Below are 16276 nucleotides of genomic sequence, written 5' to 3'. Positions count from 1 at the left end.
CGCGCCTTCGATCCTTTGCAGAATGGGGCCTGGCGCGGCAGAGTGGTAGATCCCTCACACTTTTGGTTTTTTAATTTCGATCTCATTTGCAAATGAAATATTTATTTCTCAAACTAGGGATATCCGTTCACCCTCAGGCTGTGTGTGGAGTCCTTGTCGGCATTCCGACCCTTCCGTACAGCAGATATGTAAAAGGAAAACCTAGCTATGAATGCAGCAGTAAAGCGGCTCGACGTCATCTGTATTGGCCGGGTGGCTGTCGACCTCTATGCCCAGCAGATTGGTGCAAGGCTAGAAGATGTTGCCAGTTTCTCTAAATATCTGGGCGGCTCTTCCGGCAACGTAGCCTTTGGTACCGCCATTCAGGGATTAAAATCAGCCATGCTGGCGCGCGTCGGCGATGAGCACAATGGCCGTTTTCTACGCGAAACGCTCGGCCGGGTCGGGGTCGATACCGAATACCTGATCACGGATAAACAGCGTCTCACCGCGCTGGTGATGCTGGGCATTAAAGATCAGGAGACCTTCCCGCTCATTTTTTACCGTGATAATTGTGCCGATATGGCGCTGGTGCCTGAGGATATTAACGAGGAGTACATCGCCTCTTCCCGTGCGCTGGCGGTAACGGGCACGCACCTCTCTCATCCCAACACCCGCGCGGCGGTACTGAAAGCGCTGGAGTACGCCCGCCGTCACGGCCTGCGCACCGCGCTGGATATCGATTACCGTCCGGTGCTGTGGGGATTGACCTCGCTGGGTGACGGTGAAACGCGTTTCATCGAATCCGGTCCGGTCACCAGTCAGCTTCAGGAAGTGCTACATCTGTTCGATTTAGTGGTCGGTACAGAAGAGGAGTTCCATATTGCCGGCGGCAGCACCGATACGCTGACCGCGCTGAAAAATGTCCGCCATGCGACCAAAGCGACGCTGGTCTGCAAACGGGGCCCGATGGGCTGCGTGGTGCTGGAAGGCGACATTCCCGATAGCTGGGACAGCATTCCGCTCCAGCAGGGCGTACGGGTTGAGGTACTCAACGTGCTGGGCGCTGGCGATGCCTTTATGTCCGGTCTGCTGCGCGGCTGGCTGAATGATGAAGGCTGGGAACAGGCATGTCGCTACGCCAACGCCTGCGGCGCGCTGGTGGTCTCGCGCCACGGCTGCGCGCCGGCGATGCCGACCAAAGTCGAGCTGGATGATTATCTGCTGCGGGCGCAATCCGTGCCACGTCCGGATATCGACGCGCGATTAAACCATTTACACCGCGTCACCAGCCGCCGTCAGCAGTGGCCGGAGCTGTGCATTTTCGCTTTTGATCATCGTAAACAGTTGGCGGATCTGGCCCATGAAACCGGATGCGATCCGGCCTCTATTCCCCGGCTCAAGCTGCTGCTGCTGGCAGCCGCCGAAGCGGCCGCCAAAGAGGCGGGGCTGGAACAGCGGAGCGGGATTCTCGCCGACGGCACCTACGGTCAGAGCTCGCTGAATGCCATTACCGGTAAAGGCTGGTGGATTGGTCGCCCTATCGAGCTGCCGGGTTCGCGCCCGCTGCGTCTGGAACACGGCAACATTGGTTCCCAGCTGATCGACTGGCCGCTGGAGCATGTGGTGAAATGCCTGGTCTTCTATCATCCGGCAGATCCGGCACCGCTGCGGGCTGAGCAGGATGCGCTGCTGCTGGAAGTCTGGCAGGCCTGCAACAAGTCCGGACACGAGCTGCTGCTGGAAGTGATCCAGCCGGAAAATGGCCCGGATAAAGACGAGCGTCACTACCACACAATGCTGGAACATTTTTACCAGCTCGGCATTCAGCCGGACTGGTGGAAACTGCCGCCGCTCTCCAGCGCCAGCTGGGAAAAGATCGCGGGTCTGATCGCGCGCGAAGATCCCTGGTGTCGCGGGATCCTGCTCCTTGGCCTCGATGCGCCGTCAGATCGGCTGCGCGCCGGGTTTGCCGAGGCCGCCGGCCACCCGATCATCAAAGGCTTCGCCGTCGGACGTACCATCTTTGGCCAGCCTTCACGGCGCTGGATGGCGGGCGAACTGAGCGATGAGGCGCTGATTGGCGAGGTGAAACGCAACTACCTGACGCTCATCGACTACTGGCGTGAAGCCCGCGGTTAACCGCGATAAAACCCGCCCGCGCCTCCCGGTGCGGGTTTTTTTCTGTTTCTTCGTGAAATGAATCGCGTATTTCATCGCAAAAAATGAAAAATTCGCTTCATTTGGTACACTGGAAGTTATATTCCTTTCATTTTCTCAGAGCGCAATCTATGGCCAATAATCCGACCCAACTGACCATCCTGCAGGATGAAATCCGGCGTCGCTACGATACATTAAGCAAACGCTTAAAACAGGTGGCACGCTATATTCTGGATAACAGTAATAGCGTCGCTTTCGATACCGTCGCCTCCATCGCCCAGCAGGCGGATGTCCCGCCATCGACGTTGATCCGTTTCGCTAATGCGTTCGGCTTTAGCGGCTTTAATGAAATGAAGCAGATGTTCAGACAGCATCTGATGGAAGAGACCGCCAACTATACCGAACGCGCGCGCCTGTTCCGCCAGACCACCAACGATGAAACGTCGCCGCCGGAAACGCCGACTGAAATTCTCAATATGTTCACCATGGTGAATACCCAGGCGCTGCAGCAGCTGGCGATGCAGACCTCTGGCGATGATCTCGAGCGCGCGGTCGCCCTGCTGGCGGAGGCGGAGAATATCTATGTGATTGGCCTGCGCCGCTCGTTTAGCGTCGCCTCCTATTTGACCTATGCGCTGCGTCATCTTGACCGTAAAGCGTTTCTGATCGATGGCCTCGGCGGAATGTTCACCGAGCAGCTGAGCCTGGTGGGACCGAAAGATGTGGTGGTCGCCGTAAGCTTCTCGCCCTACGCGCGTGAAGTTGTCGAGCTGGTTGAACTTGGCGCCCAGCGCAAGGCGCGACAGATTGCGATTACCGACAGCCAGGTCAGCCCGCTCGCGGCCTTCAGCGATGTCTGCTTTGTGGTACGTGAAGCGCAGGTTGACGGTTTCCGCTCCCAGGTGGCCTCTCTGTGCCTGGCTCAGACGCTGGCCGTGTCACTGGCGCTGAACAGTAGCAAAGAACCGCAAACCCAGCAGAACCTCGCCTGACCCTGCCCCCTCTCCCGGATTCCGCGCCAGCGCCTTATCCGGGCGACCATCCCCTGTAGCCCCGGTCAGCGCAGCGCCACCGGGGGAATATCTCCGCCCATCAGGAAACCTCCCGGATTGCCGCGCCAGCGCCTTATCCGGGCGGCCATCCCCCCGTAGCCCCGGTCAGCGCAGCGCCACCGGGGAATATCTCCGCCCATCAGGAAACCTCCCGGATTGCCGTACCAGCGCCTTATCCGGGCGACCATCCCCCGTAGCCCCGGTCAGCGCAGCGCCACCGGGGGAATATCTCCGCCCATCAGGAAACCTCCCGGATTCCGCGCCAGCGCCTTACCCGGGCGACCATCCCCCTGTAGCCCCGGTCAGCGCAGCGCCACCGGGGGAATATCTCCGACCTTCAGGAAACCTCCCGGATTGCCGCGCCAGCGCCTTATCCGGGCGACCATCCCCCCGTAGCCCCGGTCAGCGCAGCGCCACCGGGGAATACTATCGGGCAGCCACCGGGGAACAGGAGCAGACAAAAAGGGCCGCTAAGCAAAAACTTAGCGGCCCTTTTAACGCTTGCGATCCGTCAGTCGTGACGAGGATAGTCAGGACTGTTGATCCACGCGTGGTCCTCTTCCCAGGTAAACAACCACTTGCGCTCCGGCCCGGCCATCACGTTCAGATAATAGCTGTCATACCCGGCAATCGCCGCGACCGGGTGATAGCCGCGCGGCACCATCACCACATCGTGGTTGTAAGGCGCCATGCAGGCATCCAGGCTGCGATCATCGGTATATACCCGCTGGAGTGCGAAGCCCTGCGGCGGATCGAAACGGTGATAGTAGGTCTCTTCCAGCTGGGTCTCTTTACCCGGCTGCGCGGTATCGTGTTTATGCGACGGCCAGGAGCTGGTGGCGCCTTCATCGGTATACACCTCCACCACCAGCAGACAGTCGGCCTGCGCATTATCCGGCAGGATATTGTGCACCAGACGCTGATTACGCCCTTTGCCACGATGTTCAACGCCCACATCCTGCGGACGAATCACCCGCGCCGGCAGCGTACCCTTACCTGGCGCGCTACACACCGCCAGTTCAAGGTCAGAATCCGCCGTCACCTCCACCTTGTCCTGCGTCGGGACATACACCGCCCACGGCGGCGTACGTTCAAACGGCGACATTCGCTGTCCCAGCCCGGGGAAGTCGGCCTTCGTCGTTTTAACCGACGCCAGCCCGGCAACCAGCACCAGACACAGCTCGCGCTCGCCGCTTTCCAGCGTAATGCTCTGCCCTTTTTTCAGCATCCACACATCAAAACCGATATAGCGCCAGCCGGCGCTTTGCGGCGTGATGTGCTGGATCTGCCCCTCTTTTCGTGATTTAGCCAGTAACGACATGGCGTTCTCCTTCGCCGATTAACCTAATGTCGGCATGCTGAATTCAGATACGGTTTGCTGCCCTTCCGGCCAACGCACGGTGGCGGTTTTCATCCGGGTGTAGAAGCGCACGCCGTCAGGTCCATGGACGTTGAGGGCGCCAAATACCGAGCGTTTCCAGCCGCCGAAGCTGTGGAAGGCCATTGGTACCGGAACCGGCACGTTCACCCCGACCATTCCGGCCTGGACATCATGCACGAATTCACGGGCGGTGTGTCCATTGCTGGTGAAGACGGCGCTGCCGTTGCCAAATTCGTGGCTGTTCACCAGCTCCAGCGCGCTGTGATAGTCCGCCACGCGGACAATGCCCAGTACCGGTCCAAAAATCTCTTCCCGCCAGATGGTCATATCCGGCGTCACGTGGTCGAACAGCGTACCGCCGACATAGTACCCGTCATCATAGCCTGACACGCGCAGCTTACGCCCGTCGACGACCAGTTTCGCCCCTTCGCTGGCGCCTTTATCGATATAGCCCAGCACTTTCTTCTGATGGGTATCGGAAACCACCGGGCCCATTTCGTTCTCTTCTTTGCCGCGCATGCATCCCGGCCCGACTTTCAGCGCTTCCACCAGCGGCTTCAGACGCGCAATCAGCTTATCCGCCGTTTCATCACCCACCGCGACCACGACCGGCAACGCCATGCAGCGCTCGCCCGCAGAACCAAACGCACCGCCCATAATCGCATTTACCGTCGCATCCAGATCCGCGTCCGGCATCACAATCGCATGGTTTTTCGCCGCGCCAAAGGCCTGCACGCGTTTACCGTGGGCGCTGGCGGTTTTGTAGATATATTCGGCAACGCCGGAGGAGCCGACGAAGCTGACCGCCGCAATACGCGGATCGGTATACAGCTGCTCGGCATCATCGTTGCTGCAGTGCACAACGTTAAAGACGCCATCCGGCAGGCCTGCTTCCTTCAGCAGTTCAGCCAGGCGTACCGCGGCCGTCGGGGCCAGCGCCGGCGGCTTGAGGATGAAGCTGTTGCCGCAGGCCAGCGCCAGCGGGAACATCCACATCGGAACCATCGCCGGGAAGTTAAACGGCGTAATCCCCGCCACCACACCCAGCGGCTGCATCAGCGAATAGCTGTCCACGCCGGTGCCGACGTCAGATGAGTATTCACCTTTAATCAGATGCGGAATACCGCAAGCAAATTCAACCACTTCCAGACCACGGGTCAGTTCACCCAGTGCATCTGACCAGACCTTACCGTGCTCGCTAACGATGATTCCCGCCAGCTCCTCAGCATGTTGCTCAAGCAGCATTTTAAAGTTGAACAGCACGCGGGCGCGGCGTAGCGGCGTGGTGCGCGACCAGCTTTCAAAGGCATCACGGGCAACCTGAATGGCATCAGAGACTTCCTGAGCGGTCGACAAAGTGACTTCGCGCACCACCTTGCCCGTCGCCGGGTCGTACACCGGCATCGTTTCATTGCTGCTGCTGGTGACGGTTTTCCCGCCAATAAAGTTTCCTGTGATCGTCATCTTCTCGCCTCATGATGTGGGAAGGCCAACGCTGCGGCCCCTTTCCGATTTTGCTGTGCTATAACCGTAGTAAAATGAAACTTATATTTCAATGTTGATGTAGAATGAAATTCTATTTTGGTGATGACCGTCGCATTTCCCGGCCCCGGCGCTCGAGTTTCGTCAAGAAAGCGCCTGCGATAAGATTCAGCTGCCACGCCATCTGTACCTGATGTAACTTAGAGCGGTAAAGAACGATTATTTGCGAAGCAGCTCAAAGATCCACCATTTCAGTCATTGCTAATTATGAAATAAATGTTTTGACTTACAGTCGATCGAATAAACCCAACCTATCGTCATTCAGGAGAGCCACATGGCTATCGCACTGCAACGTTTCTGTCTTAATCGCAAGATCGCCCCATCGCTGAGCATCGAGGCCTTTTTCCGTCTGGTGAACAGTCTTGGGCTGAATAAGGTCGAGTTGCGTAATGATTTGCCCGCAGGCAAAGTGACCGACGATCTCAGCCATCAGCAGGTGCGCGAGCTGGCCGACCGCTACCATATTGAGATTTTGACCATCAATGCGGTGTACCCGTTTAACCGCCGCACGGAGCAGGTTCGCGGCCTGGCCGAATCGTTGTTGCAGGAGGCCAGAGCCATTGGCGCTAAATCGCTGGTCCTGTGTCCGCTCAACGATGGCAGCGAAGTACCGGCCAGCGAAACGCTGAGCGCGCTGCGCGATCTGTCGCCGCTGTTCTCGTTTTACGGCGTGCGGGGCCTGGTTGAACCGCTAGGTTTCCCGCAGAGCTCACTGCGCTCTGCCGCGCAGGCGCAGACGCTCATCCGCGATGCGAAAGTCCCGTTTAAGCTACTGATTGATACCTTCCACCACCATCTCTATCCGCAGGCGGATGCCGAGTTTAGCCAGGTGGATATCGCTGACATTGGTCTGGTGCACCTCTCCGGCGTGGAAGATGCCCGTCCACGGGAAAACCTGACCGACGACGAACGTATCATGCTGACGGAAAAAGATCGGCTGCATACCTGTGAGCAAATCAAACACCTCGAAGCCCGGGGTTATCAGGGGGTGTATGCGTTCGAACCGTTTGCGCCGGAGCTGGCATCCTGGAGCGAAGAGGATATCCGCCGCGAGACGGAACGGAGCATCGCGCTCATTCAACGCCATTGCGCCTGAGAGAAATCAACGCCACGCCAGGCGAATGCAGCGATTTCTCACGTCGGTTTGCGGCCAGTTTGCCTATAATCGACGCAGGATAAATGGAGGAATCGATCATGAGCGCACCCCTGCTGATTGCCCGCACGCGGGAAAAACAGCTGCATTTGCTACCGGGAATGGCCAACCGCCACGGCCTGATTACCGGTGCGACCGGCACCGGTAAAACCGTCACCCTGCAAAAACTGGCGGAGTCCTTTTCCGAAATCGGCGTACCGGTGTTTATGGCCGATGTAAAAGGCGATCTGACCGGGATTGCCGCAGCGGGCCAAAGCTCAGAGAAACTGCAGGCGCGGCTGGAAAAAATCGGCGTCACCGACTGGCAGCCCCACGCTAACCCGGTGGTGGTGTGGGATATTTTCGGCGAGAAAGGCCACCCGGTCCGGGCGACGGTGTCCGATCTCGGGCCGCTGCTGCTGGCGCGATTATTGAATCTCAACGAGGTCCAGTCCGGCGTACTGAATATTATCTTCCGCATCGCCGACGATCGCGGCCTGCTGCTACTCGACTTTAAAGATCTGCGCGCCATCACTCAGTATATCGGTGACAACGCCAAAGCTTTTCAAAACCAGTATGGCAACATCAGCAGCGCCTCGGTCGGCGCTATCCAGCGCGGCCTGTTGACCCTGGAGCAGCAAGGGGCGGAGCACTTTTTCGGCGAGCCGATGCTCGACATCGAGGACTGGATGCGCCTCGACGAGAACGGCAAAGGGGTGATTAATATCCTCAGCGCCGAAAAACTGTATCAGATGCCGAAACTCTACGCCGCCAGCCTGCTGTGGATGCTCTCGGAGCTCTACGAGCGCCTGCCGGAAGCCGGAGATCGGGAAAAGCCGAAGCTGGTCTTTTTCTTCGATGAAGCGCATCTGCTGTTTAACGATGCGCCTCAGGTGCTGCTGGATAAAATCGAGCAGGTTATCCGCCTGATTCGCTCCAAAGCCGTGGGGGTTTACTTCGTCTCACAGAACCCGTCGGATATTCCCGATGCGGTTCTCGGCCAGCTGGGCAACCGGGTTCAGCACGCCCTGCGCGCCTTTACGCCGAAAGATCAAAAAGCGGTGAAAACCGCGGCCCAGACCATGCGCGCCAACCCGGCTTTCAGCACCGAACAGGCTATCCAGGAGCTGGGTACCGGCGAAGCGCTGATCTCCTTCCTCGATGAAAAAGGCAGCCCGTCGGTGGTCGAGCGCGCGATGGTGATCGCCCCCTGCTCACGCATGGGACCGGTGACGGACGACGAGCGTAATGGCCTGATTAACCACTCCGCGCTGTACGGCAAGTATGAAGAAGAGGTCGATCGCGAGTCCGCATTTGAAATGTTGCAAAAAGGGGTACAGGCAACCCCAGAACAACAGGCGGCTCCGCCGGCAAAAGGCCAGACGGGCAGCGCTGACGACGGTCTGCTGGGCGGGCTGAAAGATATTTTGTTCGGCACCACCGGTCCACGCGGCGGCAAACATGATGGTCTGGTACAAACGGCCGCTAAAAGCGCGGTTCGGCAGGTGACCAATCAGATAGTCAGGGGCATGCTGGGGAGTTTACTCGGCGGGCGAAAACGGTAGTCTCATCCCCCTCCCGGCAGGCGGGAGGGGGACCGGCGGCTAGTTTCTTTTCATCATCAGCCAGAGGCTTATCAGGAAGAAGCTGGCGCTTGGCAGCAGCGCGCCGATAATCGGCGGGATGCCGTAGACCAGCGTCAGTGGGCCAAAAATCTGGTCCAGCACGTAGAAGATAAAGCCAAAGCTGATCCCGGTGACCACCCTTACCCCCATCGCCACGCTGCGCAGCGGGCCGAAGATAAACGACAGCGCCATCAGCATCATCACCGCCACCGACAGCGGCTGGAAGATTTTGCTCCACATGTTGAGCTGGTAGCGTCCCGGGTCCTGTCCGCTGGATTTCAGATAGGTCACGTAGTTATGCAGGCCGCTGATCGACAACGCATCCGGGTCCAGCGCCACCACGCCCAGCTTGTCGGGCGTCAGCCTGGTTTTCCAGGTGCCGCTGACCATCTGCGAGCCGGTGATCTGTTTCGGATCGGTCAGGTCAGACTCATCGACCTGCGACAGGCGCCAGACTTTCGTCTCGTTATCAAATTTCGCCGAAGCGGCGTAGCGCACGGTCTGCAAACGGCGCTGGTCGTTAAACGCGTAAATACTCACGCCGCCCAGCTCATCGTTGCCTTTCACCCGTTCGATATAAACGAAGTTATGGCCGTCTTTCGCCCACAGCCCCTGCTGGGTCGACAGCAGCGAACCGCCGTACATCTGCTGGGCGCGATAATTACGCGCCATCTGCTCGCCCTGCGGCGCCACCCATTCACCGATCGCCATGGTCAGCAGCACCAGCGGAATCGCGGTTTTCATCACCGCCAGCGCCACCTGTAATCGGGTGAAGCCGGAGGCCTGCATCACCACCAGTTCGCTGCGCTGCGCCAGCATCCCCAGGCCAAGCAGGGCGCCAAGCAGCGCCGCCATCGGGAAGAAAATCTGCACATCTTTTGGCACGCTGAGGAGGGTATACAGCCCGGCACCGAGCGCGTCGTAGCTGCCCTGGCCGGCTTTTTTCAACTGGTCGACAAACTTGATAATGCCCGAGAGCGAAACCAGCATGAACAGCGTCATCATGATGGTGTTGAAAATCGTCCTGCCGATATAACGGTCGAGTACGCCAAACGCCTGCATCACACCGCTCCTTTGTTAAAACGGGCACGGAAGCGGCGCATCGGCACCGTATCCCACAGGTTCAGCAGCACGGCCAGCGCGAAATAGAGCAGGTTAATCCCCCACATCCAGATCATCGGGTCGATTTTACCTTTACCGCCGTTTGACTTAATCGAGGTTTGCAGCAGGAAGAAGACCAGATACAGCAGCATCGCCGGCAGCATCGACAGCACGCGGCCCTGACGCGGGTTCACCACGCTCAGCGGAACCACCATCAACGCCATAATGAACACCGTCGCCACCAGCGTGAAGCGCCAGTGCAGCTCGGCGCGCGCGCGGTCAGTATCGGTGCGCCACAGCGTGCGCATGCCCATCTGTTCGGTGTCGTCAGGGTCCGAGGCCACCGCCTGATGGCCAATAATGGCCTGGTAATTTTTAAAATCGGTGATGCGGAAATCGCGTAGCATCGCCGTACCTTCAAAGCGGGTACCCTGATTCATGGTCACCACCTGCGAACCGTCTTTCTTCTGCGTCAGTTCGCCGGAATCGGCCACCACGACGGAAGGTCGCGCGTTACCTTTCGGCTTCAGCTGCGCCAGGAAGACATCATGGAAGCGCTTGCCGTTGACGTTTTCAATAAACAGCACGGCGCTGCCGTCGCTGGCCTGCTGAAACTGTCCCTGGGCCAGCGCCGCCATCCCGGGGTTGGCTTTCGCTTCCGCCAGCACTTCGTCCTGATGGCGGGACGACCAGGGGCCGGCCCACATCACGTTGACCGCCGCCACCGCGCCGGTAAACAGCGCGAGGATCATCGCCGCTTTCACCAGTACGGCCTTACTCAGGCCGCAGGCATGCATCACCGTGATTTCACTTTCGGTATACAGTTTGCCCAGCGTCATCAGCAGCCCGAGGAATAAACTCAGGGGCAGAATGAGCTGCGCCATTTCCGGTACGCCCAGCCCTAACAGCGAGAGCACCAGATTTGTCGGGATATCGCCATCCACCGCGGCGCCAAGGATCCTGACCAGTTTCTGGCAAAAGAAAATCAGTAACAGGATGAACAGGATCGCCAACTGGCTTTTCAGCGTCTCACGAACCAGATATCTTATGATTATCACTATAAATACGCCCGTAAAAACCCGTCTTATTGCAGGAAAATTGCTTGTTTCATGGCTTAAACGTCATTTATTCTCTTTGGTCTTCGAAATCATCGCTAAGATTAAATGACTCACTGGTTCCGCGTATCAGGTTTTTTTCTGACGAACCAAAGCCGTAATAACGTTAAGATTAACACGAAGTCACCGCAACAGCGGACATGAGTTACGAAAGCTTGCAATTCTATCCGTAGCCACCGTCGTTGTCTTTAAGATTCAGGAGCGTAGTGCATGGAGTTCAGTGTAAAAAGCGGTAGCCCGGAGAAACAGCGGAGTGCCTGTATCGTAGTCGGCGTCTTTGAACCGCGTCGCCTCTCCCCGATTGCCGAACAACTCGATAAAATCAGTGACGGCTATATCAGCGCGCTGCTGCGTCGCGGTGAACTGGAAGGTAAGCCTGGCCAGACGCTGCTGCTGCACCATGTGCCCAACATTCTGTCAGAACGTATTCTGCTGATTGGCTGTGGCAAAGAGCGTGAGCTGGACGAGCGTCAGTACAAGCAGGTCATTCAGAAAACCATTAATACTTTGAATGATACCGGTTCAATGGAAGCCGTCTGCTTCCTGACCGAACTGCACGTGAAAGGCCGTAACAACTACTGGAAAGTTCGCCAGGCCGTTGAGACCGCCAAAGAGACGCTGTACAGCTTCGATCAGTTGAAAACCAACAAAAGCGAGCCGCGTCGCCCGCTGCGTAAAATGGTCTTCAACGTCCCGACCCGTCGCGAGCTGACCAGCGGCGAACGCGCCATCCAGCACGGACTGGCCATTGCCGCCGGTATCAAAGCGGCGAAAGATCTCGGCAATATGCCGCCCAACATCTGTAACGCCGCCTATCTGGCCTCTCAGGCCCGTCAGTTGGCCGATACTTACAGTAAGAATGTGATCACCCGCGTCATCGGCGAACAGCAGATGAAAGAGCTGGGTATGAACTCTTACCTGGCGGTTGGCAACGGTTCGCAGAATGAGTCGCTGATGTCGGTGATTGAATACAAAGGCAACCCGGCGGAAGACGCGCGCCCGATCGTTCTGGTCGGCAAAGGGCTGACCTTTGACTCCGGCGGTATCTCCATCAAGCCTGCCGAAGGCATGGACGAGATGAAGTACGACATGTGCGGCGCGGCGGCGGTCTACGGCGTGATGCGCATGGTTGCTGAACTGCAGCTGCCGCTGAACGTGATCGGCGTCCTCGCCGGCTGTGAAAACATGCCTGGCGGCCGCGCCTATCGTCCGGGCGACGTCCTGACCACCATGTCCGGTCAAACCGTTGAAGTGCTGAATACCGACGCCGAAGGCCGTCTGGTGCTGTGCGATGTACTGACCTATGTTGAGCGTTTCGAACCGGAAGCGGTGATTGACGTCGCCACGCTGACCGGCGCCTGCGTGATTGCCCTGGGCCATCACATCACCGGCCTAATGTCTAACCACAATCCGCTGGCGCACGAGCTGATCGGCGCATCCGAACTGGCGGGCGACCGCGCATGGCGCTTACCGCTGGGCGACGAATTCCAGGATCAGCTGGAGTCAAACTTCGCGGATATGGCCAACATCGGCGGGCGTCCTGGCGGCGCGATCACCGCCGGCTGCTTCCTGTCGCGCTTTGCCCGTAAGTACAACTGGGCACACCTGGATATCGCCGGCACCGCCTGGCGTTCCGGGAAAGCGAAAGGCGCCACCGGCCGTCCGGTCGCCCTGCTGTCGCAGTTCCTGCTCAATCGCGCCGGGTTTACCGGCGAAGAGTAATTGCCGTCTGATGCCCGGCGGCGCTACGCTTGCCGGGCCTACGCAAAGATGCCGTTTGTAGGCCGGGTCAGCGCAGCGCCGCCCGGCTTAAGCATTTAAAGTCACCACAAGAAGCCCCATATATGAAAAACGCAACGTTCTACCTTCTGGACAACGACACACAACAAGACGGTTTAAGCGCCGTTGAACAACTGGTGTGTGACATTGCCGCAGAACGTTGGCGTAGCGGCAAACGCGTGCTTATCGCCTGTGAAGACGAACAGCAGGCCATCCGTCTGGATGAAGCGCTGTGGGCCCGCCCTCCGGAAAGCTTTGTCCCGCATAATCTGGCGGGAGAAGGTCCCAGAGGCGGAGCGCCGGTGGAGATCGCCTGGCCGCAAAAGCGCAACAGCAGCCCGCGGGATATTCTGATCAGTCTGCGGCTAAACTTTGCAGATTTTGCCACCGCTTTCACAGAAGTGATAGACTTTGTCCCTTACGAAGATTCTCTGAAACAACTGGCGCGCGAACGCTACAAAGCGTACCGCATGGCTGGTTTCAACCTGAATACGGCAACCTGGAAATAATGGAAAAGACATACAACCCACAAGATATCGAACAGCCGCTCTACGAGCATTGGGAAAAGCAGGGCTATTTCAAACCGAATGGTGATGAAAGCCAGGAGAGCTTCTGCATCATGATCCCGCCGCCGAACGTCACCGGCAGTTTGCATATGGGTCATGCCTTCCAGCAAACCATCATGGATACCATGATTCGCTACCAGCGCATGCAGGGTAAAAATACTCTGTGGCAGGCCGGTACCGACCACGCGGGTATCGCGACCCAGATGGTGGTTGAGCGTAAGATTGCCGCAGAAGAAGGGAAAACTCGCCACGACTACGGTCGCGATGCCTTTATCGATAAAATCTGGCAGTGGAAAGCGGAATCCGGCGGTACCATTACCCGTCAGATGCGTCGCCTGGGCAACTCCGTGGACTGGGAGCGCGAGCGCTTCACCATGGATGAAGGCCTCTCCAATGCCGTAAAAGAAGTCTTTGTTCGTCTGTACAAAGAAGACCTGATTTACCGCGGCAAGCGCCTGGTTAACTGGGACCCGAAACTGCGTACCGCTATCTCCGATCTGGAGGTGGAAAACCGCGAGTCTAAAGGCTCCATGTGGCACATCCGCTACCCGCTGGCCGACGGCGCGAAAACCGCCGACGGGAAAGATTACCTGGTTGTCGCGACCACCCGTCCGGAAACCCTGCTGGGCGACACCGGCGTGGCCGTTAACCCGGAAGACCCGCGTTACAAAGACCTGATCGGCAAATTCGTGATTCTGCCGCTGGTTGACCGCCGCATTCCGATCGTCGGCGACGAACACGCCGACATGGAAAAAGGCACCGGCTGCGTGAAAATCACCCCGGCGCACGACTTTAACGACTATGAAGTCGGGAAACGTCACGCCCTGCCGATGATCAATATCCTGACCTTTGACGGCGACATCCGCGAAAGCGCGCAGGTGTACGACACCAAAGGCGAAGAGTCCGAGGTTTACTCCGCAGAGATCCCGGCTGAATTCCAGAATCTGGAGCGTTTCGCTGCACGTAAAGCCGTTGTGGCGGCTATCGATGCGCTCGGCCTGCTCGAAGAGATCAAACCTCACGATCTGACCGTGCCGTACGGCGACCGTGGCGGCGTGGTGATCGAGCCGATGCTGACCGACCAGTGGTACGTGCGTGCCGACGTGCTGGCGAAGCCTGCCGTAGAAGCGGTTGAAAACGGCGACATTCAGTTCGTGCCGAAGCAGTACGAAAACATGTACTTCTCCTGGATGCGCGATATTCAGGACTGGTGTATCTCCCGTCAGCTGTGGTGGGGTCACCGTATCCCGGCGTGGTATGACAACGAAGGCAACGTTTACGTTGGCCGTACCGAAGACGAAGTGCGTCAGGAGAATCACCTCTCCGCCGACGTTGCGCTGCGTCAGGACGAAGACGTTCTGGATACCTGGTTCTCCTCCGCGCTGTGGACCTTCTCCACCCTCGGCTGGCCGGAAAACACCGACGCGCTGCGTCAGTTCCACCCTACCAGCGTGATGGTCTCCGGTTTCGATATCATTTTCTTCTGGATTGCCCGCATGATCATGATGACCATGCACTTCATCAAAGATGAAAACGGCAAGCCGCAGGTACCGTTCCATACCGTCTACATGACCGGTCTGATTCGTGACGACGAAGGGCAGAAGATGTCCAAATCCAAGGGCAACGTCATTGACCCGCTGGATATGGTTGACGGCATCTCCCTGCCAGAGCTGCTGGAGAAACGTACCGGCAACATGATGCAGCCGCAGCTGGCGGAGAAAATCGCCAAACGCACCGAGAAACAGTTCCCGAACGGTATTGAGCCGCACGGCACCGACGCCCTGCGCTTCACCCTGGCGGCGCTGGCCTCTACCGGCCGCGACATCAACTGGGATATGAAGCGTCTGGAAGGTTACCGTAACTTCTGTAACAAGCTGTGGAACGCCAGCCGCTTCGTGCTGATGAATACCGAAGCTCAGGACTGCGGCTTCAACGGCGGCGAGAAAGTGCTGTCGCTGGCGGACCGTTGGATCCTTGCCGAATTCAACCAGACCGTGAAAGCGTACCGTGAAGCGCTGGATAACTTCCGCTTCGACATCGCCGCGGGCATCCTGTATGAGTTCACCTGGAACCAGTTCTGCGACTGGTATCTGGAGCTGACCAAACCGGTGATGACCGGCGGCTCTGAAGCTGAGCTGCGCGGTACGCGCCATACCCTGGTGACCGTGCTGGAAGGTCTGCTGCGTCTGGCGCACCCGATCATTCCGTTCATCACTGAAACCATCTGGCAGCGGGTGAAAACCATCGTCGGTATCGATGCGGACACCATCATGCTGCAGCCGTTCCCGGCTTACGATGCGGCGCAGGTTGATGAAGCGGCGCTGGCCGATACCGAATGGCTGAAGCAGGCGATCGTCGCGGTGCGTAATATCCGTGCGGAAATGAACATCGCCCCGGGCAAACCGCTCGAACTGCTGCTGCGCGGTTGCAGCGCTGACGCTCAGCGTCGCGTGACCGACAACCAGAGCTTCCTGCAGTCCATGGCGCGTCTGGAAAGCATTACCGTACTGCCAGCCGATGACAAAGGTCCGGTTTCCGTCACCAAAATCATCGACGGCGCCGAGCTGCTGATCCCAATGGCGGGTCTCATCAACAAAGAAGATGAGCTGGCGCGTCTGGCGAAAGAAGTGGCGAAGATCGACGGTGAAATCAGCCGCATCGAAAGCAAACTGGCCAACGAAGGCTTTGTCGCTCGCGCACCGGAAGCGGTGATCGCCAAAGAGCGTGAGAAGCTGGACGGTTATGCCGAAGCGAAAAGCAAACTGATCAAACAGCAGGCGGTCATCGCCGCGCTGTAACCCTCCCGCCCCTTGCCGGCTCAGGCAAGGGGCGTTTTTATCCGCG

At 58.3% G+C, this 16276-nt stretch carries 12 protein-coding genes; 7 read left to right on the top strand and 5 right to left on the bottom strand.

What is annotated here, in order from left to right:
- Window positions 1-207: 207 nt before the first annotated feature.
- A complete protein-coding gene (locus BV390_RS12305) occupies window positions 208-2121 on the top strand; it encodes a bifunctional 5-dehydro-2-deoxygluconokinase/5-dehydro-2-deoxyphosphogluconate aldolase (protein WP_032697185.1) in 1914 nt (637 codons plus the stop codon).
- A gap of 149 nt (window positions 2122-2270) precedes the next feature.
- Complete coding sequence (locus BV390_RS12300) at window positions 2271-3131, top strand: MurR/RpiR family transcriptional regulator (RefSeq protein ID WP_032689755.1); 861 nt, start codon at window positions 2271-2273, stop codon at window positions 3129-3131.
- A gap of 65 nt (window positions 3132-3196) precedes the next feature.
- On the opposite strand, the gene BV390_RS31815 is transcribed toward BV390_RS12300, so the two are convergent.
- The 3 genes from BV390_RS31815 to BV390_RS12290 form a co-directional block, all read right to left on the bottom strand.
- Window positions 3197-3331 (bottom strand): hypothetical protein, encoded by a 135-nt coding sequence (locus tag BV390_RS31815; protein ID WP_255379615.1) that lies wholly within the window; start codon window positions 3329-3331, stop codon window positions 3197-3199.
- Between the two features lie 371 nt (window positions 3332-3702).
- Entirely contained in the window at window positions 3703-4512 is an 810-nt protein-coding gene (gene iolB, locus BV390_RS12295) for a 5-deoxy-glucuronate isomerase (protein ID WP_032689761.1), read from the bottom strand.
- A gap of 18 nt (window positions 4513-4530) precedes the next feature.
- Window positions 4531-6036 (bottom strand): CoA-acylating methylmalonate-semialdehyde dehydrogenase, encoded by a 1506-nt coding sequence (locus tag BV390_RS12290; RefSeq protein WP_032689762.1) that lies wholly within the window; start codon window positions 6034-6036, stop codon window positions 4531-4533.
- A 352-nt stretch (window positions 6037-6388) separates the two neighbouring features.
- Here BV390_RS12290 and BV390_RS12285 point away from each other — a divergent pair, with 352 nt between their 5' ends.
- Window positions 6389-7210 carry a TIM barrel protein gene (locus BV390_RS12285; protein ID WP_032698302.1) on the top strand — a complete coding sequence of 274 codons (822 nt, stop codon included), beginning with the start codon at window positions 6389-6391 and terminating at the stop codon, window positions 7208-7210.
- 98 nt (window positions 7211-7308) lie between these two features.
- Complete coding sequence (locus BV390_RS12280) at window positions 7309-8811, top strand: helicase HerA-like C-terminal domain-containing protein (protein ID WP_047663858.1); 1503 nt, start codon at window positions 7309-7311, stop codon at window positions 8809-8811.
- 39 nt (window positions 8812-8850) lie between these two features.
- Here BV390_RS12280 and lptG read toward each other — a convergent pair whose 3' ends face one another.
- Together lptG and lptF are read right to left on the bottom strand one after the other, a co-directional pair.
- A complete protein-coding gene (gene lptG, locus BV390_RS12275; protein WP_032689765.1) occupies window positions 8851-9933 on the bottom strand; it encodes an LPS export ABC transporter permease LptG in 1083 nt (360 codons plus the stop codon).
- Window positions 9933-11030: an LPS export ABC transporter permease LptF gene (lptF, locus tag BV390_RS12270; RefSeq protein WP_032697183.1), complete on the bottom strand. Its 1098-nt coding sequence runs from the start codon at window positions 11028-11030 to the stop codon at window positions 9933-9935. The genes lptG and lptF overlap by 1 nt, the downstream gene beginning before the upstream one ends.
- Window positions 11031-11297: 267 nt before the next feature.
- Here lptF and pepA point away from each other — a divergent pair, with 267 nt between their 5' ends.
- From pepA to BV390_RS12250, 3 genes are all read left to right on the top strand, one after another.
- On the top strand, window positions 11298-12809 hold the full coding sequence (pepA, locus tag BV390_RS12260; RefSeq protein ID WP_004857309.1) for a leucyl aminopeptidase: 1512 nt from the start codon (window positions 11298-11300) through the stop codon (window positions 12807-12809).
- Between the two features lie 122 nt (window positions 12810-12931).
- Window positions 12932-13375: a DNA polymerase III subunit chi gene (holC, locus tag BV390_RS12255; protein WP_004857306.1), complete on the top strand. Its 444-nt coding sequence runs from the start codon at window positions 12932-12934 to the stop codon at window positions 13373-13375.
- Entirely contained in the window at window positions 13375-16230 is a 2856-nt protein-coding gene (locus BV390_RS12250) for a valine--tRNA ligase (protein ID WP_085396970.1), read from the top strand. The genes holC and BV390_RS12250 overlap by 1 nt, the downstream gene beginning before the upstream one ends.
- Window positions 16231-16276: the final 46 nt, after the last annotated feature.

Source organism: Klebsiella sp. YJ, assembly GCF_002108615.1.
GTDB classification, from domain to species: domain Bacteria; phylum Pseudomonadota; class Gammaproteobacteria; order Enterobacterales; family Enterobacteriaceae; genus Klebsiella; species Klebsiella planticola.
The sequence above is the reverse complement of the archived record's forward strand: the minus strand, read 5'-3'. Positions and strand labels throughout refer to the sequence as shown.